This is a genomic window from Acinetobacter sp. SA01, from assembly GCF_011319235.1.
Classification (GTDB): domain Bacteria; phylum Pseudomonadota; class Gammaproteobacteria; order Pseudomonadales; family Moraxellaceae; genus Acinetobacter.
Genome location: NZ_WXXM01000002.1, coordinates 187,084 through 211,927 on the forward strand (window position 1 = coordinate 187,084; position 24,844 = coordinate 211,927).

The 24,844-nt window shown below is 41.0% G+C and carries 24 protein-coding genes; 14 read left to right on the plus strand and 10 right to left on the minus strand.

Features of this window, described 5'->3' with window-relative positions:
• Positions 1-22: 22 nt before the first annotated feature.
• Positions 23-895, minus strand: coding sequence for a DUF2797 domain-containing protein (locus tag GTU69_RS03905; RefSeq protein WP_166168323.1), 873 nt, complete (start codon positions 893-895; stop codon positions 23-25).
• Between the two features lie 34 nt (positions 896-929).
• Between GTU69_RS03905 and GTU69_RS03910 the strand changes: the two genes are divergently transcribed.
• Positions 930-1,400 (plus strand): DUF6231 family protein, encoded by a 471-nt coding sequence (locus tag GTU69_RS03910; RefSeq protein ID WP_166168326.1) that lies wholly within the window; start codon positions 930-932, stop codon positions 1,398-1,400.
• A gap of 112 nt (positions 1,401-1,512) precedes the next feature.
• Here the strand turns inward: GTU69_RS03910 and GTU69_RS03915 are convergent, their stop codons facing one another.
• Genes GTU69_RS03915 through GTU69_RS03925 form a run of 3 tightly spaced genes read right to left on the minus strand, consistent with a single transcriptional unit; the run spans position 1,513 to position 3,478 of the window.
• Entirely contained in the window at positions 1,513-2,130 is a 618-nt protein-coding gene (locus GTU69_RS03915; RefSeq protein ID WP_086196458.1) for an OB-fold-containig protein, read from the minus strand.
• Between the two features lie 17 nt (positions 2,131-2,147).
• Positions 2,148-2,459, minus strand: a complete 312-nt coding sequence (locus GTU69_RS03920) for a Rieske (2Fe-2S) protein (protein WP_171521995.1) — start codon at positions 2,457-2,459, stop codon at positions 2,148-2,150.
• A 14-nt stretch (positions 2,460-2,473) separates the two neighbouring features.
• A complete protein-coding gene (locus GTU69_RS03925; protein WP_166168332.1) occupies positions 2,474-3,478 on the minus strand; it encodes an adenosine kinase in 1,005 nt (334 codons plus the stop codon).
• 136 nt (positions 3,479-3,614) lie between these two features.
• Here GTU69_RS03925 and GTU69_RS03930 point away from each other — a divergent pair, with 136 nt between their 5' ends.
• From GTU69_RS03930 to GTU69_RS03940, 3 genes are all read left to right on the plus strand, one after another.
• On the plus strand, positions 3,615-4,064 hold the full coding sequence (locus tag GTU69_RS03930; RefSeq protein WP_166168335.1) for a GNAT family N-acetyltransferase: 450 nt from the start codon (positions 3,615-3,617) through the stop codon (positions 4,062-4,064).
• Between the two features lie 369 nt (positions 4,065-4,433).
• Positions 4,434-7,373, plus strand: a complete 2,940-nt coding sequence (locus tag GTU69_RS03935) for an insulinase family protein (protein ID WP_166168337.1) — start codon at positions 4,434-4,436, stop codon at positions 7,371-7,373.
• Positions 7,374-7,397: 24 nt separating this feature from the next.
• Positions 7,398-8,552 (plus strand): phospholipase A, encoded by a 1,155-nt coding sequence (locus GTU69_RS03940; RefSeq protein ID WP_166168339.1) that lies wholly within the window; start codon positions 7,398-7,400, stop codon positions 8,550-8,552.
• 61 nt (positions 8,553-8,613) lie between these two features.
• Here GTU69_RS03940 and GTU69_RS03945 read toward each other — a convergent pair whose 3' ends face one another.
• From GTU69_RS03945 to ilvA, 3 genes are all read right to left on the minus strand, one after another.
• A complete protein-coding gene (locus GTU69_RS03945; protein WP_166168341.1) occupies positions 8,614-9,954 on the minus strand; it encodes a potassium transporter TrkG in 1,341 nt (446 codons plus the stop codon).
• 3 nt (positions 9,955-9,957) lie between these two features.
• Positions 9,958-10,608 carry a TrkA family potassium uptake protein gene (locus GTU69_RS03950; RefSeq protein WP_166168343.1) on the minus strand — a complete coding sequence of 217 codons (651 nt, stop codon included), beginning with the start codon at positions 10,606-10,608 and terminating at the stop codon, positions 9,958-9,960.
• 276 nt (positions 10,609-10,884) lie between these two features.
• Positions 10,885-12,423 carry a threonine ammonia-lyase, biosynthetic gene (ilvA, locus tag GTU69_RS03955; RefSeq protein ID WP_166168345.1) on the minus strand — a complete coding sequence of 513 codons (1,539 nt, stop codon included), beginning with the start codon at positions 12,421-12,423 and terminating at the stop codon, positions 10,885-10,887.
• A gap of 107 nt (positions 12,424-12,530) precedes the next feature.
• Between ilvA and rpiA the strand changes: the two genes are divergently transcribed.
• The 8 genes from rpiA (at position 12,531) to GTU69_RS03995 (ending at position 20,157) form a co-directional block, all read left to right on the plus strand.
• Positions 12,531-13,202 (plus strand): ribose-5-phosphate isomerase RpiA, encoded by a 672-nt coding sequence (rpiA, locus tag GTU69_RS03960; RefSeq protein WP_166168347.1) that lies wholly within the window; start codon positions 12,531-12,533, stop codon positions 13,200-13,202.
• A gap of 105 nt (positions 13,203-13,307) precedes the next feature.
• Positions 13,308-13,982: a SprT family zinc-dependent metalloprotease gene (locus GTU69_RS03965; protein ID WP_166168349.1), complete on the plus strand. Its 675-nt coding sequence runs from the start codon at positions 13,308-13,310 to the stop codon at positions 13,980-13,982.
• Positions 13,983-14,125: 143 nt separating this feature from the next.
• A complete protein-coding gene (locus GTU69_RS17105; protein ID WP_240921580.1) occupies positions 14,126-14,863 on the plus strand; it encodes a PDZ domain-containing protein in 738 nt (245 codons plus the stop codon).
• 190 nt (positions 14,864-15,053) lie between these two features.
• A complete protein-coding gene (argC, locus tag GTU69_RS03975; RefSeq protein WP_171521993.1) occupies positions 15,054-16,109 on the plus strand; it encodes an N-acetyl-gamma-glutamyl-phosphate reductase in 1,056 nt (351 codons plus the stop codon).
• Positions 16,110-16,187: 78 nt separating this feature from the next.
• Positions 16,188-16,943 carry a DUF6776 family protein gene (locus GTU69_RS03980; RefSeq protein WP_166168353.1) on the plus strand — a complete coding sequence of 252 codons (756 nt, stop codon included), beginning with the start codon at positions 16,188-16,190 and terminating at the stop codon, positions 16,941-16,943.
• Between the two features lie 18 nt (positions 16,944-16,961).
• The gene (gene clpS, locus GTU69_RS03985) at positions 16,962-17,384 is read left to right on the plus strand and encodes an ATP-dependent Clp protease adapter ClpS (protein WP_166168356.1); all 423 of its coding nucleotides are present in this window, start codon (positions 16,962-16,964) and stop codon (positions 17,382-17,384) included.
• 9 nt (positions 17,385-17,393) lie between these two features.
• Positions 17,394-19,670, plus strand: a complete 2,277-nt coding sequence (clpA, locus tag GTU69_RS03990; RefSeq protein WP_166168359.1) for an ATP-dependent Clp protease ATP-binding subunit ClpA — start codon at positions 17,394-17,396, stop codon at positions 19,668-19,670.
• A 133-nt stretch (positions 19,671-19,803) separates the two neighbouring features.
• On the plus strand, positions 19,804-20,157 hold the full coding sequence (locus tag GTU69_RS03995; protein WP_166168362.1) for a YnfA family protein: 354 nt from the start codon (positions 19,804-19,806) through the stop codon (positions 20,155-20,157).
• 25 nt (positions 20,158-20,182) lie between these two features.
• Here the strand turns inward: GTU69_RS03995 and GTU69_RS04000 are convergent, their stop codons facing one another.
• The 3 genes from GTU69_RS04000 to GTU69_RS04010 form a co-directional block, all read right to left on the minus strand.
• On the minus strand, positions 20,183-20,653 hold the full coding sequence (locus GTU69_RS04000; protein ID WP_166168365.1) for a hypothetical protein: 471 nt from the start codon (positions 20,651-20,653) through the stop codon (positions 20,183-20,185).
• Positions 20,654-20,753: 100 nt separating this feature from the next.
• Positions 20,754-21,674, minus strand: coding sequence for an ornithine carbamoyltransferase (argF, locus tag GTU69_RS04005; RefSeq protein WP_166168368.1), 921 nt, complete (start codon positions 21,672-21,674; stop codon positions 20,754-20,756).
• 114 nt (positions 21,675-21,788) lie between these two features.
• On the minus strand, positions 21,789-22,439 hold the full coding sequence (locus GTU69_RS04010; protein ID WP_086196325.1) for a TetR/AcrR family transcriptional regulator: 651 nt from the start codon (positions 22,437-22,439) through the stop codon (positions 21,789-21,791).
• A gap of 335 nt (positions 22,440-22,774) precedes the next feature.
• On the opposite strand from GTU69_RS04010, the gene prpB reads away from it, so the two are divergent.
• Together prpB and prpC are read left to right on the plus strand one after the other, a co-directional pair.
• Positions 22,775-23,650 (plus strand): methylisocitrate lyase, encoded by an 876-nt coding sequence (gene prpB / locus GTU69_RS04015; protein WP_086174234.1) that lies wholly within the window; start codon positions 22,775-22,777, stop codon positions 23,648-23,650.
• Positions 23,651-23,687: 37 nt separating this feature from the next.
• Positions 23,688-24,824 (plus strand): 2-methylcitrate synthase, encoded by a 1,137-nt coding sequence (gene prpC, locus GTU69_RS04020; RefSeq protein WP_166168371.1) that lies wholly within the window; start codon positions 23,688-23,690, stop codon positions 24,822-24,824.
• Positions 24,825-24,844: the final 20 nt, after the last annotated feature.

A 24,844-nucleotide genomic window follows, 5' to 3' on the forward strand; every position in this document is an offset into this window, starting at 1 on the left:
TTTTTTATGGCTGAATTTAAAGTTATTCAGCACGGATTTTTAGTTCATAGCCTGAATATTTGCGGATATTAATGACACCGGTATCCAAGATTAGATATTGTCCTTTAATGCCTTGTAACTTGCCGCGAATAGTAGGAGTTTTGTCGAGATTATGTGATTTGATTTTTTCTGGATATTGTTCAACCGGATAAACAAACTCGCGTGGCAGCTCATCTTCCATGACTTCAATCGTTTCATTGAACTCGAGATTCTGATTAAATTCATCACGAATGGTCTGAATTTTCGGTGCAAATTCTTCCAGTAGCTGTTCACGTACCTCAATTAAATTGAGCGGTTCAGCTTCACCTTTGAGCAGTTTACGCCAATCGGTTTTGTCGGCCACCTGTGTTCCAAACATAATTTCCAGTTGGCCTGAGAGACGGCGCGAACCCACTTTCATAATGGGTAATGCCTGTGTTGCACCCTGATCCAGCCAGCGCGTTGGCATTTGTCCAAGACGGGTAATGCCGACTTTTAATGCGCTTGAATTGGCCAGATAAACAATATGGGGCTGGAAACAGACCTCTTGAGCAAAGCTGTCCTCACGGCAAGTCCCGAGGTTATAATGACAGGTTTCCGGTTTCATAATACACATGTCACAAGACGCTTTGGTTTTGAAACATTTAAAGCAATGACCCTGCGAAAAGGATTTGCTGGTTTTACTACCACAAGATACACAATAGATATTACCTGTCCATTCAATCTCAATTTCTTGGCCTAAATTGAATGGTAGATCAACTTCTGAACGATCTAGAATAAATTTATATTCAACATTTGCCTTGTGTGTATGTCGATCAGTTACACTAAGGTCCTTAAGACCTGCATGCATTTTATGGCAAATGCCTTGTAGTTCCATACAAAATACTCTCTTCAATAATAAGGATGCAGTTATGGCTGAACAAAATGTCATCACTTCAATGCTAGACGATTTATCCAACGAACAGCCTATCCAAACTGCATTATGTATTGGTCAAAATCTTGCGCAATACGACAATAATCAATCAATTCAATGGCACTATTTTAACGTAACTGAGTTTTTAAATCTGCCTTTTACCCGGCGATATGATCTGGGTTTTGTAGTGATGGATTCACAAGAGCTAGCGGTACTTTCTGGTGTGCAGAAGTCTCAGCTGTTAGTGAGATTGCGAGACCTGATGGCAAAACGAATTGTTGTGGTGAGCCGGTTGCAAGATGAAAGATTATTGCGCGCTTTGGGCTTTACCCAGCTCATTGATAAAACCCGTCATGACAGTGATTTTGCATTGTGGCAATTCAATATTTTAACGTATAAGCATGTGCCTGACTGGTTTAACTCCAAATTCTGGGCAAACCCTGAAAACTGGAATAAATTTCGCTGGTAATGTATGGACTTTTATCCTTGCAAATTTTAACAGCAGGAGGGAGGAGAGAGTCAGTCGTTATGAGTGAATTCTAATGATTTAATGTTCAATTTGACGCTAGGGTAAGGCAAGATTATTGTGAATTTTCCATGCTAAATAAATTATTGGATTTGGAAATTTTTTTAGCAATATAATGCGACTTTTTGAGGCGGATTAAAATAATCTGCGATTGGAATTCCAGTTCGCCAAATTCAGGCTCGACCTGGACATAATGTAACTGACCAAAACTGTCCCGTACCCGTGCTTGTGCGGAAAATCCCGGACGCGCATTGCCACTGGAAATGGTCGCCAAACGTCCCAGCAGACTGACCTGTTGTTTAGTAAGCGTTGGCTTGATGACCTGGTCAAGACAATGAATCATAAATACAGTGAAAAACACCGCAATGATCAGTGCCGGGATCATCAGATAATAAGCAGGCAAGAATGCCTTCTGCTGTGCAAATACACAAAGTTGCAGAAAATAGCCTGCGAAACTGAAGTTCATCAGTAAAAACACCACAATCAGTGTTTTGGAGAATTTGACATTGAGTAGAGGGGAGTCGGTAAGTTTCTTTGGATAAAGGGTTTTTAGAAACTCAGTCGGACGAATATTAAAGTAATAGCCAATGGTTTCTGCCATGCTGAGTAAAATTAAAGCCAGTAAACTTAAATGAAACGGGATTAAGTTATAGTTTTGTAGAAACTCTAGCATGGCAAATTCCATAAGTTTTATTCTTCTTTCAGGTAAATTCCACCATCAGAATGCACATTAATCTTTACTTTTTCAAGTGATTGCCCTAAGCAGGGACCAGAAATACATTCACCGGTTTCAACCAGAAACAGGGCTCCATGAGTGGAGCATTCAATATATTCCTGATCACGGTCTAAAAACTGGTTTTCCAGAAATTCAAGTTCGACCTGTAAGTGAGGGCAGAGATTCTGATAGGCATAGAATGAACCATCACGCTGAGTAATGAAAATCGTGTCACCATTTGGCGTTTCGTATGAACGTGCTTCACGTTCAGGAATCTCTTCCATCATGGCAATTTTAATCATTATGCACATTCCTTGTGGAAGTTATTTAATAATTCTGCATAACTTTCTACACTCAGGCGTGGTCCAAATTGTGAAACCACTTCACTTGAAATCAAGATTGATAATTCAGCAGCCACTTTAAGGTTTAAACCTGCATTGAGTGCATACAGAAACGCACCTGCAAAGGCATCACCGGCGCCATTGGCATCTACCGCGGTTACCTTGCGGCCGGGAACTTTCAGGATTTGCTCAGAATCGGAAATCAAAGCACCTTCAGCTGATAATGTAATGACAGTGTATTTGCTTTTTAATTGCAATTTAGCCAAAGCTGCTTCAATTGAATCAGTTTCCGTATACATTAAAGCTTCATGATAATTACAAAGCAATAAATCGACACCATCATCCAAAAGCTCATCCAGCCCTTGACGTGCATATTGCACCATTGCTGGATCAGAAAGGGTCAAAGCAATTTTTACCCCATGTGCTTTTGCAATTTTACGGGCTTGTTTAACCGCTTGTCTTGCAGTGTCGCTAGTGGACAAATAGCCTTCAATATACAGCCATTTTGCAGTTTTTAAGGGTTCAAAATCGATTTGTGCTTCACTCAGTTCAGCGGTAATACCAAGGTAAGTTTGCATGGTACGTTCAGAATCCGGACTCACCAGAACCATACAGGTTCCAGTCACACCTTCACTGACGGATTGTTCTGCAGTTTGAATGCCGGCATCATTTAAGCCTTTCAGGTAAATCTGACCAAGTTCGTCGTTACCTACGCGGCACGCATAAAAGGCTGTGCTGCCTAAAGCACTAAATGCAACGGTGGTATTTGCAGCAGATCCACCTGATGCTTGACCTTTGTATAGTTGTGTTTCTTTTAAATTATTATATAAATTTGCTTGCGTTTCACCATCAGTCAACTGCATAGTGCCTTTTTGCAAATTCTGTTGAATCAGGAAATCGTCAGAGACTTTAAATTCTTGGTCGATTAATGCATTACCAATTGCAAAAAGATCAACAGTTGTCATGTCTTTCATTCACATTTAAATTAAAACGTTAAGTTTACACCAATGCTCATGATTGCTGTAGATTGATGAATAAAATTCAATATAGAGTTAATTTATTCGTTCAAAATACTATATAGGACAGAATAAGGAAGGTTAGATGAAAATCACGATTGATAAAGCTGAGCAATTACCTGAACAAATCAAGGAATTAGCCAAGCAGGCACAGAAAGAAGGATTTCAGTTTGTTGATCGATTGATTGAAGAGTTCGAAAGTGGCAAGAACCGGTTTGATCAACCGGGTGAATTTCTGCTGTTGGGCTATGATGATGACAAGCTTGTGGCTTGTGGCGGTTTAAACCAGCAGTGGAATGAAAATGAAATTGATGCGCGTATTGGGCGGGTGCGTCGTTTTTATGTGTTGCCAAAATACCGCAAGCATGGTGTGGGCAAGCAACTGTTACAACAGCTGGAAAAAGAGGCGCGTGCCAACTTTTCAGCATTGTGCCTGAATACAGATACTAAAAATGCAGCGCATTTCTATCAAAAGCAAAACTATGTGTTTGTAGAAAATCATCCTAACTATAGTTATTTCAAATATTTGATCTAGTTTTTTATCTTTGCTTATGACACCGTTAAGTCCGTGTAGGTTTGATGGTGTCATAATGAAATTATTTTTTAAATGCTATTCATTATTCATATATCAGTCTAAATTGATAATTAAAAATTATTTCAACTTAATCTCTTGTTTGTTGCATTCATCGCTTTGTTTTCCACTATTTTTTGAATACCTGTCTGACCCTCATCTTGAATTCATTTTTGATAAAGTTACATTAAAAAATTCCGAAATCTGATTGAAATATTCCGTGATTTAAAATGGACCAAAATGCTTGGAATTTGGTAACTGTACAAATCCAAATAGTGCAATATTCAGGTATAATCAAAACCATCTTATAAATATTTAAATGTTGGAGATCACATGACTGTAGATGTCACTGAAACCATTTCTCAAACTGTTCATCCTGCGTTTCAGTTGATCCGTCAACACCATGTTGAAGCCCTAGATATTCGGGTGTCTGAATATAAGCATAAAGCCACGGGTGCTATACATTATCATCTGGCCAGTGATCTGGATGAAAATGTCTTTCTGGTGGCGTTTCGTACCCAGCCCATGGATTCAAAAGGTGAGGCGCATATTTTAGAACATACTGCGCTTTGTGGTTCGGAAAAATTTCCGGTCCGTGACCCATTCTTTCTGATGATTCGTCGTTCGCTCAATACCTTTATGAATGCGTTTACTTCAGCAGACTGGACCGCCTATCCTTTTGCCACGCAAAATAAAAAAGACTTCCAGAACCTGCTGGAAGTGTATCTGGATGCTGCTTTTGCTGCCAATTTAAACGAATTTGATTTTGCTCAGGAAGGTATTCGCATTGAGCTGGAAAATGGCGAACCGGTTTATAAAGGCGTGGTCTTTAATGAAATGAAAGGGGCAATGAGTTCTCCTTCAGATCAGCTTTATCATCAATTGGCGCATCATTTATTCCCGCATACTACCTATCATTACAATTCCGGTGGAGATCCTAAGAATATTCCGGATTTAACTTACCCAGAGTTGGTTGATTTCTATAAATCACATTATCATCCAAGTAATGCGGTGTTTATGACTTTTGGCAATGAATCGGCTTATTACTTGCAGGAACAATTTGAAACTTTAGCCTTGTCTAAATTTGAAAAAGGTCAAACCTTACATTCAACACCCGAAACCCGTTTAACCGCACCGCTTGAAGTCACCGAAAGTTATGCTGTAGATGCAGAAGACCTGAAGGATAAAACCTATCACGTAATTTCATGGCTGTTGCCGCAAGCCAGTGATATTAAATTACGCTTGGGGATGCGTCTGGTTGAAGGGATTTTGCTGGAAGATTCAGCTTCGCCATTACGTCATTATCTGGAAACCTGTGGTTATGCTCAGTCTACCGGTCCAATTATGGGTGTGGATGATTCCAACTTTGAAATGACCTTCTTCTGTGGCGTACAGGGTTCAAATCCTGAACATGCCCAGGAATTTAAAGACGGTGTGTTTAAGGTTCTTGAAGAAGTTGCTTCTAAACCGGTTGATGCCGAAATGGTGGATGCGATTTTGCATCAAATCGAATTACATCAGCGTGAAATCAATGGCGATGGAATGCCGTACGGTTTAAGCCTGATTTTAAATGGATTAAGCAGTGTGATTCATCACAGCGATCCGATTCAGGTCTGGGATGTAGACACGGCGATTGAACAGGTGAAAGAAGAACTCAAAGACCCAATGTGGTTGTCCAACCTGATTAAAGAATATCTGCTGGATAATCCGCATCGTGTACAGATGACTTTGCTGCCGGATGCAACCAAATCGGCAAGAGAAGCTGAAGCGGAAAAAGCGCGTCTGGCTGAAATTGGTGCCCAACTGACTGATGAGCAAAAAGCGGAAATCATCAAGCAAACCGAAGCTTTAAAAGTCCGTCAGGATACGCCGGATGATTTAAACCTGTTACCGAAAGTCGGCCTGGAAGATGTACCGGCAGATTTGCACATCGTACAAGGTCAATTGCGTGAAATTATTAGCAATAATTTAGACACGCCTTTGAATCTGTATCATGCCGGAACCAATGGCATTTACTATCAACAGGTGTTGGTAAAAATTCCTGATCAGGTGGTTCAGTCGCCATATTTCAATTTACTTTCAATTTTGCTGGGTGAAGTCGGTGCGGGTGAATACGACTATCTGGAACTGCAACAACTGCAAACTGCGGTGAGTGGTGGTGTGGGGATGGGCGCATCTCTACGTTCAAAATATGATGATAAAAACAAGATTAGCGCATGGCTTACGTTGACCACCAAATCATTGGTGAATAATTTTGAAGCCATCCGCCTGTTGAAACTGGCATTTGAACAACTGCGTTTTGATGAAAAGGACCGCATTATTGAATTATTGCAACAGCGTAAAACCCGTTGGAATTCACGTATTTCCGGTTCGGGTCATAGTTATGCCATGCAAATTGCCGGCCGTAACCACAGTGCTTTAGCACAACGTGACTATCAAAATACCGGTCTGGGTGCGCTGAACTGGTTAGGCGATTTGGTAAGTAAAATTGAAAGCGATGAAGCTGCTTATGATGCATTAATTGCGGAATTAAAAGCCATTCATCGTTTACTTTTACAGGCACCAAAGCAATTCTTGCTGGTGTGTGAAGAACATCAGTCCGATCGTTTGATTGAAGAAGTGCAAGACGTTTGGGACAAGTTAGCTGTTGATAAAAGTCCGGTAGAATTAACTCAAATCATCACAGAAAATAGCAATCATGACGAAGCCTGGCTGATTCAAGCCAATGTTCAATTCTGTGCTGCTGCTTATGCTGCAGTAGAGGTTTCTCATCCAGATGCTGCACCTCTCATGGTATTGGCTGCTTATTTGCGTAATGGCTTCTTGCATAGTGCAATTCGTGAAAAAGGCGGGGCGTACGGCGGTGGAGCAAGCTACGATGGCAATGCCTGTTCTTTCCGTTTCTATAGCTACCGCGATCCGCGCCTGGCAGAGACTTTTAAAGACTTTGATGCCAGTATCCAATGGTTGCTGAATAGCGAACACAAACCGCATCAACTGGAAGAAGCAATTTTGGGCTTAATTGCGAGCATGGATAAACCGGGTTCTCCTGCCGGGGAAGCCATTACTGCCTGCTATGCATTATTGCATGCACGTACACCTGCAGTGCGCAAGCAATTACGTGCACGTTTACTTGCTGTAACTCTTGATGATTTAAAACGGGTTGCAGAACAATATTTGGTTCAGCAAAAACCGGTGAAGGCTGTGGTTGCACCCGTAGCTAAGCGTGAAGCGCTGCTTGAACTTGGTTTTGATATTAAGCAAGTGAACTAAAGATATCATTTGAGGTAAAACCCTATGGCGTTCAAAACGCTTGAACGCACTACATTGCAACTGAGCATGATCATGCTCAGTTCTTTGTATGCGGCGAATATTCATGCACAAAAACCAGAATCTCTCATTACACCCGCAAGTCCGGAAGCATGCGTGGCATTAGAGTCCAATGCGGATCGTCTGACCTGTTATGACACTTTGTTCAAGGTGCCTGAAACAGAAAAAACTGCACTGGTGTCTGAACGTCAGGCAGCCAATCAAATTGCACCTGCACCGACTGAGCCAGAAACGATCAAAGAAAAAATCAGTCATGGGATGAGTAATGTCTTTGCAGTTGAGGGGCCAAAAATTGATCCCAATACGTCTTTGCTGGACAAGCGTTGGGAGCTGTCTTCTGAAAGTAAACTTGGAACCTGGAATATTCGTGCGCACCAACCGGTTTATCTGCTTCCAGGATTCTGGACTTCGGATAAAAACGAACGTCCTTTCAGTCCGAATGAAAATAACACGGTACAGGTGGGTGATGAGCAAAACCTGAAATCGATGGAAGCGAAATTCCAGTTGTCTTTAAAAACCAAAGCAGTTGAAAACCTGTTTGGTGATAATGGAGATATCTGGCTGGGTTATACCCAGTCATCACACTGGCAGGTTTATAATGCAGATGCCTCGCGTCCTTTCCGTGAAACCAACTATGAGCCTGAAGCCAGTCTGGTTTTTCGGACCAATTATGAAATTTTGGGCTTAAATGCACGTTTACTAGGCGTGACCTTTAACCATCAGTCCAATGGCCGTGCCGATCCTTTATCACGTAGCTGGAACCGTATTATTTTTAATGTCGGTTTAGAACGCGACAACTTTGCACTGATGTTGCGTCCCTGGTATCGCATTGAAGAAAATGCCAAAGATGATAACAACCCGGATATTAAAAACTATATCGGTCGGGGTGATTTAACCGCCTTCTACCGCAAGAATGATCATGAGTTTTCACTGATGCTACGTCACTCGCTAAAAGGTGGCGATGATGCGCACGGTGCTATGCAGTTTGACTGGGCATTTCCGATCAGCGGTAAATTGCGTGGCCATTTTCAATTGTTTGATGGCTATGGTGAAAGCCTGATTGATTATAACCATCGAGCCACTTATGTCGGTTTAGGTGTATCCTTAATGAATTGGTATTAAAATTTATATCCATGAATGATAAAAAACCACTCTGTATGAGTGGTTTTTTATTGAATCGGGTTTAACCAATTTGAATATCTGCCGGTGGATGTTTTAAACGGCTTTTTTTCGGGGTGGCAATCAGGTAGGCTAGAGTCAGTGGCCCCAAACGACCCGCAAACATCAGTAAGATTAATGCAAACAGACTTGCAGGCTGTAATTCACTGGTAATGCCACGTGATAATCCTACCGTACAGGTGGCAGAAACTGCTTCAAAGAGTAAATCCAGGAAGTTTTTGCTGGGCTCCAGAATAAGAAGCGTAAATAATCCTAAAAATATCAGTATGGCGGTAATGGAAACCACGGCTAAGGCTTTAAATGAGGTGGTTTTAGAAACTGAGTGATTGAATACGGTTAATTCTTCTGAGCGTCGTAAAAAAGTGATCACACTTAAGACCACAATAATAAAAGTACCCACCTTAATACCGCCAGCCGTACTGAGTGAACCGCCACCAATAAACATCAGGATCATGGTGACTAAGGTGGAAGCATCGGTCATGTTTGCCATCTCCAGGCTGTTAAAACCGGATGAGCGCGGAACTGTGGCATGGAACCAGGCATTTAGGGCTTGATCACCCAGGCTCATATTCGCCAGGGTTAGGGGATTGTTAGCTTCCAGTGCCCAAATTACGATAAAGGCAAACAGGTTTAAACCTGCAATGGTAGAGAGTATTAATTTGCTATTGGCACTTAATTTTTTCCAGCGACGAGTGCGCTGGATATCCATCAGCACGACAAAGCCAATTCCACCAATAATATAGAGCATACTAATGGTAAAGGTAATAAAGTAATGGCCTGCAAAACTCATCAAACTATTGGGAAATAGGGAAAAACCGCCGTTATTAAAAGCGGAAACGCTATAAAAAGCCGCGTAAAAAAAGGCGCGGGAAAACTCGTATTCTGGCATCCAGGCAATGGTTAAAATCAATGTGCCAATCGCCTCAAAAAACAGGGAATATAATAGCACTCCTTTAATGGTGAATGACACTTTAGCCAGGCTGGTTTGACCAATAGTTTCTTGTGCCATCATTTGCTGTTTGAGCCTGATATTGGAAGAAAGGCTCAGTGCAGCCAGTATGGCAAAGGTCATAAAACCCAGGCCGCCGCTTTGCAATAACAGCATAATGACGACCTTGCCAAAGGTGGTATAGGCGTCTCCGACATTGACCACAGACAGCCCGGTAATGGTCACGGCAGACGTTGAAGTAAACAGGGCATTGAGCCAGCTTAATTCACCATGATGTGAAATCGGGAGTTTGAGCAATAAAGTTCCGACAACGATAAAGCTCAAGAAACCCAGTGCCAGTAAACTGGGTGGGCTTAGATTGACCGTATTTGGATTTTTGTTTTGCGCTTGATTCATATTTTATTTAAACCGGGCAGACAGTTTTCTTAAGGGTTCAATTTCACCTTCCACGACTAAGATATCACCTTCTTGCATAATTAAATTAGGATCAATGCTATATGAAACCTCTTTGCCACGTTTGTGCAGAATCGTTTTAATTTCAGGAACATGACTCATAAGCTGATGAAAACGTTCGCCCTGCTGACTCTTTTTAATTTCAATTTTAACGATGAAATGATTGTCTTCTAAACCCATATAACGACTGACCATCGGGTAGCTTAATGACTGGGCAACCCGGTTACCCATATCTTCTTCAGGATGAATGATTTTATTCACGCCAAGATGAGTCAAAATCATGTGATGGGCTTGTGATTTGGCCTTAGCCCAAATTTTTTTAATACCCATATTTTTTAGATGCAAAACACATAAGATGCTGGCTTCTATATCTTCGCCAATAGCCACCACCACGGCTTCACAGTTTTGAATATTCAGTTCTTTGAGCACATGTTCATCTGTGGCATCAGCAATGACTGCATGAGTCAGCTGATCAGAAAAGGTTTCTACATATTTTTTATTGCTGTCTATACCAATCACATCATGGTTTAACATGGCTAATTTGGTTGCGACGGTTGCACCAAAACTACCCAAACCAATCACTGCAAACTGTGCCATGTGTTTTTAATCCTAATTCGTTTTCAATTTTTACATCATATTTCAACGACTATGATGCCACTAAATTTTAGAGTTTGCGTGTTAAACTTTAGCTTAAGTATTGAATAACGTCATTCAACTGAATTCTAAACAGGGAATGATTAGCTCAAAATTATAAAACAGCCCATGTGCAGCTTTTGATTGATGTGATTTGTCTAACTATTTTTTTTATGACGAGAGTTAAATGCAAAAAAATAGCCGGTATGAATACAGGCTATTTCAAGTCATGCTAAAAAATTATTTCAAGAATCGTTGATAACCCAAATTGTTGGTAATTTCAGCATATGGATAAGTGATATTTTCCAATGTTTCAATTAAACCATCTGGATTTTGCTTCGCGTCGCTTGCTTCTAAGCCAACCAGTACACGACCTTCCGCTGCGCCGTGGTTGCGGTAGTGGAACAGGGTAATGTTGTGGGTAGGCCCTAAACGTTCCAGGAAAGTCAGCAATGCGCCCGGACGTTCCGGGAACTCGACACGGAATAAACGCTCATTTTCAATGTCTGCATGACCACCGACCAAATAACGAATATGCAGTTTTGCAACTTCATCATCAGACAGGTCATCTACATCGTATTGAACTTTCAAGGTTTCATAAATGTCGTGACGTTCTTTTTCACCGCCTTTCAAGCTGATGCCGACAAAAACTTGTGCAGCACTTGCATCGCTGGCGCGGTAGTTGAATTCTGTGATATTACGGCCTTGCAGGGCACGGCAGAAATTCAGGAATGAACCTTTCTCTTCTGGAATGGTCACGGCAAAAATGGCTTCTTTGCGTTCACCGAGCTCTGTACGTTCGGCAATATAGCGCAGGCGGTCGAAGTTCATGTTGGCACCACAAACAATCGACACCATGTTTTTATTTTCTAAGCCATGTTCAGCGACATATTTCTTGATCCCGGCAAGTGCCATGGCACCGGAAGGTTCAACAATGCTGCGGCATTCGTCATAGGTATCTTTAATTGCTGCACAGATCTCGTCTGTGTTCACCAGTACAACATCTAGTTCAACAATTGGACCCGAGTTGTCTGATTTTTGCAGGCGAATTACATCAAACGGTTTTTCACCAATTTGTGCAACCGCAGTACCGTCAGCAAATAAGCCTACAGAGGGTAGAATTACACGTTCATTGGCTTCAAAAGCTGCTTTTAAACACGCAGATTCATCATATTCCACTGGAATGACTTTTACATGCGGTGCGACATCGCCCAAGTAAGCCGCAACACCGGCAATCAAACCGCCACCGCCAACAGCAACAAATACATATTCCACATCACGCCATTGACGTAAAATTTCATTGGCAATTGTGCCTTGACCGGCCATCACCAGTTCATCGTCATAAGGTGGAATAAAGGTCATGCCATCTTCGGTAGCACGTTGAATGGCATATTTGTTGGCAACATCGAAAGAATCGCCATACAAGACGACCTCTCCACCCAAACGTTTTACTGCCTGAACTTTAATGTCAGGCGTGGTTTTCGGCATGACAATAATGGCGCGAATTCCCAGTTTTTTACCAGATAGGGCCACACCTTGTGCATGGTTACCTGCTGAAGCCGTAATAACGCCACGTTCCAACTGAGATTTCGGTAATTGACTAATACGGTTATAAGCACCGCGTAGTTTAAAGGAAAAGACAGGTTGTAAATCTTCGCGTTTAAAGCGAATGTTGTTGTTTAGCTTTTCACTAATTCGTGGCGCTGCTTCGAGTGGAGTTTCGATTGCAACGTCATACACCGTTGCTTGTAATATTTGTCGAACCAAACGAGACAGCATGTTAATTTTCCATCTAACAGTTTAAAATAAGCCTTTATTGTAACAAACCCCCGTACATTTGGGCTGTTAAATCAGCAACAAATGTCAAAAAATAGTTGAGCCAAGTTATGAGTCTGTATGCTACCCAAGATGAAAAGAAACAAGCTGCTGCAAAAGCTGCTTTAAAACACTTGCCTAAAGGCGGGATTTTGGGGGTAGGTACAGGAAGTACTGTGAACTTCCTCATTGAATTATTGCCAGAATTGCAACTGGAGGCTGCAGTTGCCAGTTCTGAAGCGACTGCCCAGCGCCTGAAAAAATTAGGCATTGAAGTGGTTGATATGAACTCTGTAGGCGGTTTGGATGCCTATGTAGATGGTGCGGACGAAATTGACCGTCATATGCATATGATTAAAGGGGGCGGTGCTGCATTGACTCGTGAAAAAATCGTGGCATCGATTGCAAAGAAATTTGTCTGTATCGTTGATGATTCGAAATGGGTAGAGCAATTGGGTCGTGATTTCCCGCTCCCTGTAGAAGTCATTCCAATGGCGCGTTCTGCAGTAGCACGTAAAATTGTAAGCTTGGGTGGCGATCCGGTTTATCGTGAAGGTGTGGTGACAGATAACGGCAATGTGATTTTAGATGTGCATAATTTGAATATCTTAAATGCGCTGGAACTTGAAAAAACCATTAACAATATTCCGGGTGTGGTGTGTAACGGTATTTTTGCTTTGAATAAAGCGGATATTGCTGTAGTTGCAACAGACAACGGTATTGAAGAGCGTACTGCGGTTTAATTAAACTTTCTAGAAAAATCCCTCTAAGTCTCCCTTTAAGAAAGGGAGACTTTAAAGCCCCTCTTTGTAAAAAAGAGGGGCTTGGGGAGATTTTAAAAGAACAAAATGACCCTAAACGACCTACCCGAAATCAAAATTGTCCGTCATGCGCGAGCGAAACGTTTACGCTTGCGTGTCGATTCGGCTCAAATTCGTTTAACTGTACCGCTATTGTGCAGCAAACGAAAAATTCAAAACTTTCTTGATCAGGCTGAAGAATGGTTGCTGAAAACATGGCAACAACAAGCACAAAATATACAGCAGCAGATATTGCCAAATGAACTAAAGCTTTTTAATTTAGGTCAACCTTTACAGATTGCTTATCAAAGCCAAAAAAATTCTTTTATATATGATGAGCTCAGAAATCAACTTTTGATTAGTGATCGCCAGCCTGAACAATATTTAAAAAACTTTGTGATTGCTTATGCCAAGCATCATCTTCCGCTTTATTTGGAGCAGCTGAGTCAACAATGCCAACTGGATTTTGGTCAATGTGCCATTCGTCAACCGAAAACACGTTGGGGTAGCTGTTCAGCGAAACATGACATTATGTTGAATAGCGGCTTGGTTCTATTTCCTGAAAAGATTACTCGTTATGTCTGTGTGCATGAATTAGCACATACCAAGCATTTTGATCATAGTCCGCATTTTTGGGCAGAAGTACAAAAACATGATGCCAATTATCAGCAGCATCGGAAAGTTTTAAAAAGCAGTCCGATGCCGTGGTGGTGGAATGTATAAAAACTAAACTTTTAGCATTTATGCACCGTATTTGCTTTTAAATAAAAAGTTCCTTTTCATCTAATAATGATTGAATCCATAAGGATTTTTCATTTATATATTTAGGTTGCATGCAAAATTAAAATTATAAGAGAGAAATGATAATGATGAAGCTATTAGTATTATGCGGTGTTTTGATGCTGGCTTGTAGCGGTAATATAGTTCGTGCAGAGTATTACAGTGGAAAAAATGTACAAAGACAGAATCCAGAAATTTTTAGAGTAGATGATTTAGAAGAAAAGACACTTGAAATGCTGAAAGACGGATATGTACCCATATTTAAAGAAAAGTTCATTGATTATTCCTATAGCAGAAGCATGAGAGATATTCGAGAAAAAGCGTTGCTTCATGGCTCTCCCATTGCTGTTTTTAGCAGTGAATATCAAGGTAATAAGGTTATTTACGATACTCGGATGCGCGAGCCAGAGGCTGCAAGAATTTCAGGCAATGACAGAAATAAAAATGATGTGAATAATTTAAATAATATACCGGTAGGCACGATAGAAAGTAGGCCAGTCCGATATGCATCTTTAAATGATCAGTTTAGGGTAATTTATTTTTATAAATTTAATTCAATAACAGGTATTTACCCTGCTGATTTATCCGAAAGAGATAAAATTTATAACAGTATTCAATCAGGCGTCGTTGCTAAAGTGCTTAAGCGAGACTCTCCAGCAGAAAATGTTATAATGCCGCAAGATATAATTTTAAAAATGAATGACGAAAATATCAAAGATGTTAGCGCTTTTGTTGAAAGTTCAAATTATTTAAAAGGAAATACGGTAAAGTTTGAAATTCTGAGAAAAGGACAGAAAATACCATTAGAAATCAGTATGAAGTAGTATTTTTTGGCTAGCAAGCAGGCCGATTTTACCTTTACTATAATGTCGGCCTTATACTTTCTGAGAATATGTTTTCACTTAACTCGATAAAAACATCCGAATTGAAGTAATCTAAGCTAAAACAGTTCAGAAAACCAAAACTTCCTGTCATACTACGCAGTTACGAAATGGAAACTTTTGATTTGAGGTAGTGATCGTGATTACTGTTGGTATTGTCGGTGGTACAGGTTATACAGGCGTTGAATTGTTGCGTCTTTTACTACGACACCCAAATGTACAGGTTAATGTACTGACATCACGTACCGAAAAAGGTCGCCGTGTCGATGACATGTTCCCAAGCTTGCGCGGTCATACCGATCTCGAATATTCAGATTTAAACATTGATGAATTGAAAAAATGCGATGTGGTTTTCTTTGCAACCCCTCATGGTGTAGCCATGAAACATGCGGCAGAACTTGTGGCAGCCAATACTAAAGTCATCGACTTGGCAGCAGATTTCCGTTTGCAAGACTTGGAACAATTTGAAAAATGGTATGGTCTTGAACATGCCTGCCCAGATATTTTAAAAGATTCAGTTTACGGTTTGTCAGAACTGAATCGTGAAAAAATTAAACAAGCCAATGTAGTGGGTAACCCTGGGTGTTATCCAACTACAGTTCAGTTAGGCTTGGCACCATTATTTAAACAAACTGAAGCATTGGTGAAACCGGAAAGTATTATTATTGATGCAAAATCCGGCGTATCTGGTGCAGGTCGTAAAGCCAGCCTGGGCATGATCTATTCTGAAAATGCCGATAACTTTAAAGCTTATGGCGTGGCTGGACACCGTCACCATCCTGAAATTGTGGAAGCACTGGAAAATATTTCCGGTCAAAAAGATGTATTTAATCATATCGTCTTTGTTCCGCATTTAGTACCGATGATTCGTGGCATGCTCAGTACCATTTACGTGGATTTGACGGATGCTGGTGATGCAGCAGATCTGCAAGGTTTATATGAACAGTTCTATGCCAATGAACAGTTTGTAGATGTCATGCCAGCTAACAGCTCGCCTGAAACCCGTTCGGTGCGTGGTGCAAACCAGCTTCGAATTGCCTTGTATAAACCACAGCCGAAAAAGCTGATTGTGCTCTCCGTACAAGACAATCTGGTTAAAGGTGCGGCAGGACAGGCGGTGCAAAATATGAACCTGATGTTTGGCTTTGCTGAAAATGCGGGTCTTGCTGGTATTGGTTTATTACCATAAAAAACGTTTTTCAGCTTCACACACATTTGGATTTGGATTTAAATGTGTGTTTTGAATGAATCAAAATAAGAGATGACGATGCCGAATTCTGAATCAAATACTCCGTCACAACTGTCTTTCCTCAGTAAAAAGCCTTTTTTAAAGGGTAATTTACCCTTGGGAATTAGTGCTGCCATTCTTGTTCTGGGAAGTGGTTTACTGGGCTATTCGGTTGGGCATCGGCAAGGTTTGACTGTAGTCGGCTATGAAGCGGATGCAGAACAACTGGTTGAAGTGGTGCAAAAGCAAAAAGCCAGCCTGGAAACATTGAATAAAAATTTGAATTTGGCGGTACAGGAACGTGACGTTGCGGTCAGTAATTCAAATGATTTGTTTGCTGCTTTGAATCAGGCTCGTGAAGATAAGGCCCAGTCCGAAGGTTTGGCTGCAATCTACCGGGAAGTGTTACGTCAGCGTGGTGGTTTAAGTCTGACCATACAAAATATCGGCATTAAACCTTTACCTGAAAATGCCTATGAATATCAGCTTGATCTAGTTCAAGTGAGTCCAAATAGACGCGGTATTTCAGGAACTGTAGAATTGCGTTTGATTCAAGGCACTGAAGTTTTAGTGGTCCCGATGGAAGACAAAAACTTTAACTTTGAAGATTATGAGCGTTTAACCGGACGCTGGACCATGCCTAAAGGCTTTACGCCGCAATTCATTGAAGTGCGTTTAAGCGGTGCAACTAGTACACCAGTGATTAAACGTTTTAGCTGGGGCCGTGGCAAACCTATAGAGAGTCAATCTGCGTTTATTTCTGAAATTCCTCAAGCAGAAGCAAATGCGCAATAAATGTGAATTAAAAATCCTATGCGAATGAATAAGCGTCAAAATTGTTTAAACACCATCAAAAGTTCTTTTCATCAATCAGGATATGTCGACTGGCATATTAGTCCACGCTTAGGTAATGACTCGCAGGATGACGCTGAAGGGACTGAAGGGGACATTGCTGTACAAACTGCTCCCCCAGAGTTAAAACGTCCACCTTTGTATGCTGTGGTTTTAATGAACGACGATTACACCCCGATGGATTTTGTAATTGAAATTTTACAACAATACTTTGCTTTGAATCTTGACCAAGCGACCCAAGTAATGCTAACTGTACATTATGAAGGGAGAGGTGTTGCAGGCGTTTATCCACGAGACATTGCGGAAACGAAAGCGAACCAAGTCAATAATTATGCTCGGTCTCAAGGTCATCCATTACTTTGTCAGATTGAGCCAAAAGATTAAGGGGATTACATGCTCAGTCGTCAATTAGAAGTATCTTTACGTTTGGCTGTAAGCATGGCTCGTCAAAAGAGACATGAGTTTCTCACGGTTGAACATTTATTGTTGGCTTTACTTGATAATGACTCTGCGGTAAATGCGCTTAAAGCGTGTGGTGCGGATATTATCGTTCTTCGTAAGGAACTGGAAGAATATGTTGAGCAACACACCCCTAAATTAAGCGAACATAGTGATCAGGCACCACATCCGACGGAAAGCTTTGATCGTATTCTGCAACGTGCGATTTTCCATGTGCAATCAAGTGGTGGAGATCGAACTGTTGAAGGTGCAGACATTCTTGTTGCGATGTATTCTGAACGTGATTCTTTTGCGGTTTACTTGCTTAAACGTCATCAAATTAATCGTTTAACATTAACTCAATATTTATCGCATGGTACACGTAAAGAAGACGTACAGGCTGAAGAGGAAGTGGAAGAGCTGGATGGAGAAACATCGAGTTCTTCAAATGCAGGCCCACTCGATCTATATACCACTAACTTGAATGCAGAAGCGCAAAAAGGTAAAACCGATCCTTTGATCGGGCGTGAAAAAGAAATTGAACGTGCAGCACAGATTTTATGTCGTCGCCGTAAAAACAATCCTTTGCTGGTTGGTGATCCAGGGGTTGGTAAAACCTCGATTGCAGAAGGACTGGCTTGGCTGATTGTTAATGGTAAAGCACCGAAGCCATTAGCCCATGCAGAAATATATAGTCTGGATATTGGAGCTCTGGTTGCTGGAACCAAGTACCGTGGTGACTTTGAAAAACGCTTGAAACAACTCTTGAATGCGTTGAAAAAGAAACCAGAAGCTGTGTTATTTATTGATGAAATTCACATGATTATTGGGGCTGGTTCAAGCATGGGTAGTACCATGGATGCATCAAACTTAATCAAACCGGCTTTATCGAATGGTTCGTTACGTTGTATCGGTTCAACCACGTTCCAAGAGTATCGCCAAGTTTTTGAAAAAGATCATGCCTTGTCACGTCGTTTTCAGAAAATTGATGTCAATGAACCTTCAATTTCTGAAACCATTGATATTTTACGTGGCTTGAAATCGAAGTTTGAAGATTTTCATCATGTCAAATATGACGATAAGGCATTGGTTTCAGCGGTAGAGCTATCCGCCAAGTTTATTAATGACCGTTTCTTGCCAGATAAAGCCATTGATGTAATTGATGAGGCGGGTGCTCAGCGCCGTTTGAAAGCCGAGCAAGACGATACGTTAATCACGGTTGAAAATATCGAAGATATCATCTCTAAGATTGCCCGTATTCCACCGAAAACAGTATCGAAAGATGATAAAACGGTGCTTTCAAATCTGGAGCGTGATCTTAAACGTGTGGTCTTTGGTCAGGATGAAGCCATTGAAGCACTTGGTTCTGCAATTAAATTGTCTCGTGCTGGCTTGAAATCACCGGAGAAACCTGTGGGTAGCTTTGTTTTTGCAGGCCCAACCGGGGTAGGTAAAACCGAAGTCACCAAACAGTTGGCAAAATTACTGGGTGTGGAACTGGTCCGTTTCGATATGTCGGAATACATGGAACGTCATGCAGTTTCACGTTTAATTGGTGCACCTCCGGGTTATGTAGGTTTTGATCAGGGCGGTTTGCTCACCGATGCCATTCATAAAAATCCACATTGCGTATTGCTGTTGGATGAAATTGAAAAAGCGCATCCTGATGTGTTTAATTTATTATTGCAGATTATGGATCATGGCTCGTTAACAGATAATAATGGTCGCAAGTCAGATTTCCGTAATGTGATTCTGGTTCTCACTACGAATATCGGTGCAGAAAGTATTTCACGCGTCAGCATTGGTTTTAGAGAGCAAGACAATAGTAATGACAATCAGGAAGCAATGAAACGCGCATTTTCTCCAGAATTCCGTAACCGTCTGGATGGTGTGATTCAATTCAAAGCATTGCCAACGACAATTATTGAAAATGTCGTGGATAAATTCCTGACTGAACTTCAGGCGCAGTTGGATGATAAAAAAGTCATTCTTGAAGTGGATCAAAGTGCACGTGAATGGATGGCCGAAAATGGCTATGATCGTTTGATGGGTGCTCGTCCAATGCAGCGTCTGATTCAGGAACACCTGAAAAAACCGCTTGCCGAGATGATTCTCTTTGGTGAATTGGCAGAACATGGCGGCAATGTTGCAGTTTCAGTGAAGAAAGAGAATGGCAAAGCAGTAGGTCTTAAACTGGAAGTGTTTGAAGATCAGACTGCAGAACCTGCGTAATTAAAAATCAGTCATAAATAAACCCGTGTTCGCACGGGTTTTTTATTTGCTTCAATCTAAATTTTTTGTGTTTGACCTCAATTATAATTTTTAAAATCTTTAGAAAAATGAAATCGGATGTGACCTTTAATTTATGGATATTCAAATTACCAAAGTTTTAAACACGGTCTTTTTATTTCTTGTCACTGCTGTGATGGAAATTCTGGGGTGTTATTTTCCCTATCTTATTTTAAATCAGGGAAAAACTCAGTGGTTTTGGATTCCAGCGGTCCTGGCATTGGCTGCATTCGTCTGGTTACTCACTCTACATCCTGCTGCATCGGGACGAATTTACGCAGCCTATGGCGGAATTTATATTTTTACCGCACTGATGTGGTTAAGATTTGTTGATCAGGTGGCATTAAGTCGCTGGGATTTACTGGGCGGAATTGTAGTGATGATTGGGGCAATCATTATTATTTTACAACCACAAGGTTTGATACGTTAGTTAGCCTAACGTATCAGACGGCTTTTTAAAAAGAACATTCACTGTTCTTAATCTTAAAGTCATAGTTTTTACTTTCGGATGACAGCTTTAATTCAACATGATAGGGATTTACACGTTGAAATTCATTTTCAAACAACAAGTTGCAGTTCTGTAAAATATTTTTTCTCAGCAGTTTTTTGACTTCCTTGTCACCAACATCTTGGGCAAACTGGGTAAAATCAGGCGTGGTGATAATGCCTTCAATTTTTACCCCATTCGCGCCCATTTGGTATTTTTCCATCAGCATGTTTTGATCGATCTGGAAAGGTAATGTGCGCGAATCTTCATCACTGATGACATCTAAAATCTCATTCAGCGCTTTATGGTCTTTAATTTTATAAGATGAATCCAGAATTTGCTTTTTAACAAAATATTGATCGAGTTCGGTGGCTTTGGCGTGTGCGGTATTAAATATAAGAAAAGTGCTTAAATATAAAAATATTGTTTTAAATGGCATGATCATCATCACTGAGAATACTTATGATTTAAATTAAACAATTTATAGGCATAAAAAAAGCACCCGAAGGTACTTTTTTAGAAAACTTGAGGCTGAAAATTTAATCTTTCTTTAAATTTTCATTAATTAAGAATTCAACCAGTGCTTTTTGTGCATGCAGGCGGTTTTCAGCTTCATCCCAAACCACAGCATTTTTGTGATCAAGCATGTTTTCTGAGATTTCTTCGCCACGGTGAGCTGGCAAGCAGTGCATGAATAAGCAATCTGGGTGAGCAAGATTCATTAAACGTTCATTGACCTGATAATCAGCAAAGGCTTGTTCACGGATTTTTTGCTCTTCTTCCTGTCCCATGCTTGCCCAGACATCAGTCACAATCAGATCGGCATTTACCGCAGCATCTTCAGCTGAATCGACAAGTTCGACGCAATGAGCAAACTCAGTCAGAAATTTTTCTTGTGGTTCATAGCCTTTAGGTGCAGCAATTTTTAATTTAAAGCCCCACATGTGTGCAGCTTCAATATAAGAGTTGCACATATTGTTGCCATCACCAATCCAGGCAACGGTTTTACCTTCAATTGAACCACGGTGTTCCAGGTAAGTTTGCATGTCAGCCAATAGTTGGCAAGGGTGGTGATCATCTGTTAATGCATTGATTACAGGTACTTTTGAATAAGAAGCAAAACGCTCAACGATATCATGGCCGAAAGTACGGATCATTACGATATCCAGCATGCTTGATATTACGCGTGCTGAATCTTCAACTGGCTCACCGCGACCAAGTTGGGAGTCACGTGAAGAAAGAAAGATTGCGCTACCACCGAATTGACTCATGCCAGCTTCAAACGAAACACGTGTACGAGTACTCGATTTTTCAAAAATCATACCCATGACTTTACCAACGAAAGGTTGGAAAACTTCATTGTTATGCTGCTTACGCTTGAGTTCGATCCCGCGTTGCAAAATTTGGTTAAGTTCTAAAGTCGATAAATCACGTAAAGTTAGAAAGTGACGGAGAGCCATCATTTACTCCACAATAACCGCTGAAAATAAATTATCAGTAATTAGTTGTTGGTTGGTTAAGAAAAAAATACGGAATCGGCTAATATACTATATGCGAGACAAATTGCAAAAAATCTAACGGGGTTGATGGCCTTCCAGGAAGCGATCTACACAATAAGTAATGTAATTGATGGTTTCTTGATCATTTTCACGGATTGGCACACCCATAAGTACGCACCATTCAATATTGCGGATAATGCCAAAATACAGTTGAGCAGAATAAATCGGTTGTTTACAGTGAATAATCCCGATTTCATCGGCTTTGGTTAGCGCATTGGCTATGGCGATTTGAATATGCTTTGGACCCTGTTCGTGAATGTAAAGAGCAAGCTGTGGGCTGCGCTGTGTCTGTTCAATAATTAAACGAAGGAAGGCTACATTTTCTGGAAGCATTAAGTGTTGCTTAACATTTATCAGGGTCTGGATTAAATAGACACGAAGATCATCTTTACCGTGTTCAAAAGGGATGCAGATATCTTTAAAAAATTGTTCCCGACGATAATCACAAATTGCTTTGAATAAGCCTTCTTTATTGCCAAAGTATTTATAGATTGAAGCCTTAGATCCGCCTGCGTGTTGCACAATATCATCCAGTGATACGGCATCGTAACCACGTTCTAAAAACAGGTCGGTTGCACTGACTAATAATGCCACACATCGCTCATGACCACGCTTGGTTGGTGGTATATCTTTACCTAAAGGAGCTAAATGGGCGATTTTATGCATATTGGATAAAAAACTAACAATTAAATAGGAGGGAGATTGTTATTATAACAAATATATGTACAGCGTGCTGTGTAGAAGTGTACTCGCGTACGGCATGATTTGAACTGAAAAAGTCATTTTTCAGAAAATAGCTCAAATTTAGCTTATTTAGCGTACAAAAAAGCTGTGTTTATCAAAAATAAATAATATCTAATATCACGAAAATTTATTGTGCAATAAATTTGAGAATTATTTGACTAAAGTTATAGAGTAAAAATTCTAAAGAGTCATGGCCAAACAGGGGTTTATGGATATACTCAAACTTCGATAAATAAAGTGAAACTGTGGAAAGGAAGATGACACAACAAATGTCTGCAGGCTTAAGATTTAGACAAGCACTGGAAGTTGAAAAGCCATTACAAATTATCGGCACAGTGAATGCCTATGCAGCCATGATGGCGAAAGAAGTGGGTTATAAAGCCATTTATGTATCGGGCGCAGGAGTTGCCAACTATTCTTACGGATTGCCTGACTTGGGTATGACCAGTTTGGACAATGTTCTGGAAGATGTACGTCGTATCACTGAGCGTGTCGATACGCCTTTACTTGTAGATATTGATACGGGATGGGGCGGAGCATTTAATATCGCCCGTACTGTTAAACAGATGATTGCAGCTGGTGCTGCAGCCGTTCATATTGAAGATCAGGTTGCACAAAAGCGTTGTGGTCACCGTCCAAACAAGGAAATTGTGACCCAGCAGGAAATGGTTGACCGTATTAAAGCAGCGGTGGATGCCAAGACTGATTCAAACTTTGTGGTGATGGCGCGTACCGATGCCTTGCAAAAAGAAGGTTTACAAGCGGTGATTGACCGTGCATGTGCATGTGTTGAAGCTGGTGCGGATGCGATCTTTGCTGAAGCGATGACTGACATTACCATGTATCGTACAGTGTGTGATGCTGTAGGTGTGCCTGTATTGGCAAATATTACCGAATTTGGTGATACGCCTTATTACACCGTAGACGAGTTGGGTGAACAAGGTATTCGTATGGTGCTTTATCCGCTTTCTGCGACACGTGCAATGCAGAAAGCTGCATTGGAAGTGATGCGTTCTATCCGTGAAAACGGTACGCAAGTGAATGTATTGGACAAGATGCAACAGCGTAAAGAACTTTACGAGTTTCTTGATTATCATACGTTTGAGAACACTTTAGATAAATTGTTTAAATAAATTTTTTAAATAAATAATTCAAAATGGAGAATTAAAAATGGCTGAAGGAAAAGTACTGACAGGTGCAGGATTACGTGGACAGGTTGCAGGTAAAACCGCACTTTCTACTGTTGGTAAGAGTGGCGCAGGCTTAACCTATCGTGGTTATGATGTGCAGGATCTGGCGGAAAATTGCCAATTTGAAGAAGTGGCTTATCTTATCTTCTTTGGTGAATTGCCAACGACTGAACAGCTTGCGGCTTATAAGGCCAAATTGAAATCTTTACGTCAGCTTCCACAAGCGTTGAAAGAAGTGTTGGAACGCATTCCGGCAGATTCGCATCCGATGGATGTGATGCGTACCGGTGTGTCCATGCTGGGTAACTTGGAAACTGAAAAATCTTTTGATGAGCAGCAAGATGTTGCCGACCGTATTTTGGCGACTTTACCTGCAATCATCTGCTATTGGTATCGTTATAGCCATGATGGTGTGCGCATTGAAGAAAATACTGATGATGATTCAATCGGTGCACAATTCCTGCATTTACTGCGTGGTGAAAAACCGAATGAGTTGCATGAACAGGTAATGAATGTATCGTTGATTCTTTATGCAGAGCATGAATTCAACGCATCTACATTTACTGCGCGTGTGTGTGCATCTACCTTGTCTGATATGCACTCTTGTATTACTGGTGCTATTGGTTCACTTCGTGGTCCATTACACGGTGGTGCCAACGAAGCAGCGATGGAAATGATTGAAAACTGGACTTCTGCAGAAGAAGCTGAACGCGAAATGCTGGGCAAGCTGGAGCGTAAAGAAAAGATCATGGGCTTTGGTCATGCCATCTATAAAGACAATGACCCGCGTAATGGCATCATCAAGATCTGGTCTGAGCGTTTAGCTCAAGATGTCGGTGATACCGTGCTTTATCCGGTATCAGTACGCTGTGAAGAGGTGATGTGGCGCGAGAAGAAATTGTTCTGTAATGCAGACTTCTTCCATGCATCTGCTTATCACTTCATGGGAATTGCAACCAAACTGTTCACGCCAATCTTTGTGATGAGCCGTGTAACAGGCTGGGCAGCACATGTAATGGAACAGCGTGCAGACAACCGTATTATCCGTCCAAGTGCGGATTATACCGGCCCTGAACTGCGTAAAGTGGTTCCAATTGCAGAGCGTACTGCAGCTTAAGATAAAAGCATGAATAAAGC

What these genes read in the sequence shown, in the direction of transcription:
- GTU69_RS03945 (WP_166168341.1), bottom strand. Translation starts at nt 9,954, where the DNA reads ATGAATCAAGCGCAAAACAAAAATCCAAATACGGTCAATCTAAGCCCA.
- GTU69_RS03930 (WP_166168335.1), top strand. Translation starts at nt 3,615, where the DNA reads ATGAAAATCACGATTGATAAAGCTGAGCAATTACCTGAACAAATCAAG.
- argF (WP_166168368.1), bottom strand. Translation starts at nt 21,674, where the DNA reads ATGGCTCTCCGTCACTTTCTAACTTTACGTGATTTATCGACTTTAGAA.
- prpC (WP_166168371.1), top strand. Translation starts at nt 23,688, where the DNA reads ATGGCTGAAGGAAAAGTACTGACAGGTGCAGGATTACGTGGACAGGTT.
- clpS (WP_166168356.1), top strand. Translation starts at nt 16,962, where the DNA reads ATGCGAATGAATAAGCGTCAAAATTGTTTAAACACCATCAAAAGTTCT.
- prpB (WP_086174234.1), top strand. Translation starts at nt 22,775, where the DNA reads ATGACACAACAAATGTCTGCAGGCTTAAGATTTAGACAAGCACTGGAA.
- GTU69_RS03940 (WP_166168339.1), top strand. Translation starts at nt 7,398, where the DNA reads ATGGCGTTCAAAACGCTTGAACGCACTACATTGCAACTGAGCATGATC.
- rpiA (WP_166168347.1), top strand. Translation starts at nt 12,531, where the DNA reads ATGAGTCTGTATGCTACCCAAGATGAAAAGAAACAAGCTGCTGCAAAA.
- GTU69_RS03925 (WP_166168332.1), bottom strand. Translation starts at nt 3,478, where the DNA reads ATGACAACTGTTGATCTTTTTGCAATTGGTAATGCATTAATCGACCAA.
- GTU69_RS03910 (WP_166168326.1), top strand. Translation starts at nt 930, where the DNA reads ATGGCTGAACAAAATGTCATCACTTCAATGCTAGACGATTTATCCAAC.
- clpA (WP_166168359.1), top strand. Translation starts at nt 17,394, where the DNA reads ATGCTCAGTCGTCAATTAGAAGTATCTTTACGTTTGGCTGTAAGCATG.
- ilvA (WP_166168345.1), bottom strand. Translation starts at nt 12,423, where the DNA reads ATGCTGTCTCGTTTGGTTCGACAAATATTACAAGCAACGGTGTATGAC.
- GTU69_RS17105 (WP_240921580.1), top strand. Translation starts at nt 14,126, where the DNA reads ATGATGAAGCTATTAGTATTATGCGGTGTTTTGATGCTGGCTTGTAGC.
- GTU69_RS04010 (WP_086196325.1), bottom strand. Translation starts at nt 22,439, where the DNA reads ATGCATAAAATCGCCCATTTAGCTCCTTTAGGTAAAGATATACCACCA.
- GTU69_RS04000 (WP_166168365.1), bottom strand. Translation starts at nt 20,653, where the DNA reads ATGCCATTTAAAACAATATTTTTATATTTAAGCACTTTTCTTATATTT.
- GTU69_RS03935 (WP_166168337.1), top strand. Translation starts at nt 4,434, where the DNA reads ATGACTGTAGATGTCACTGAAACCATTTCTCAAACTGTTCATCCTGCG.
- GTU69_RS03995 (WP_166168362.1), top strand. Translation starts at nt 19,804, where the DNA reads ATGGATATTCAAATTACCAAAGTTTTAAACACGGTCTTTTTATTTCTT.
- GTU69_RS03905 (WP_166168323.1), bottom strand. Translation starts at nt 895, where the DNA reads ATGGAACTACAAGGCATTTGCCATAAAATGCATGCAGGTCTTAAGGAC.
- GTU69_RS03950 (WP_166168343.1), bottom strand. Translation starts at nt 10,608, where the DNA reads ATGGCACAGTTTGCAGTGATTGGTTTGGGTAGTTTTGGTGCAACCGTC.
- GTU69_RS03980 (WP_166168353.1), top strand. Translation starts at nt 16,188, where the DNA reads ATGCCGAATTCTGAATCAAATACTCCGTCACAACTGTCTTTCCTCAGT.
- GTU69_RS03915 (WP_086196458.1), bottom strand. Translation starts at nt 2,130, where the DNA reads ATGCTAGAGTTTCTACAAAACTATAACTTAATCCCGTTTCATTTAAGT.
- GTU69_RS03965 (WP_166168349.1), top strand. Translation starts at nt 13,308, where the DNA reads ATGACCCTAAACGACCTACCCGAAATCAAAATTGTCCGTCATGCGCGA.
- GTU69_RS03920 (WP_171521995.1), bottom strand. Translation starts at nt 2,459, where the DNA reads ATGATGGAAGAGATTCCTGAACGTGAAGCACGTTCATACGAAACGCCA.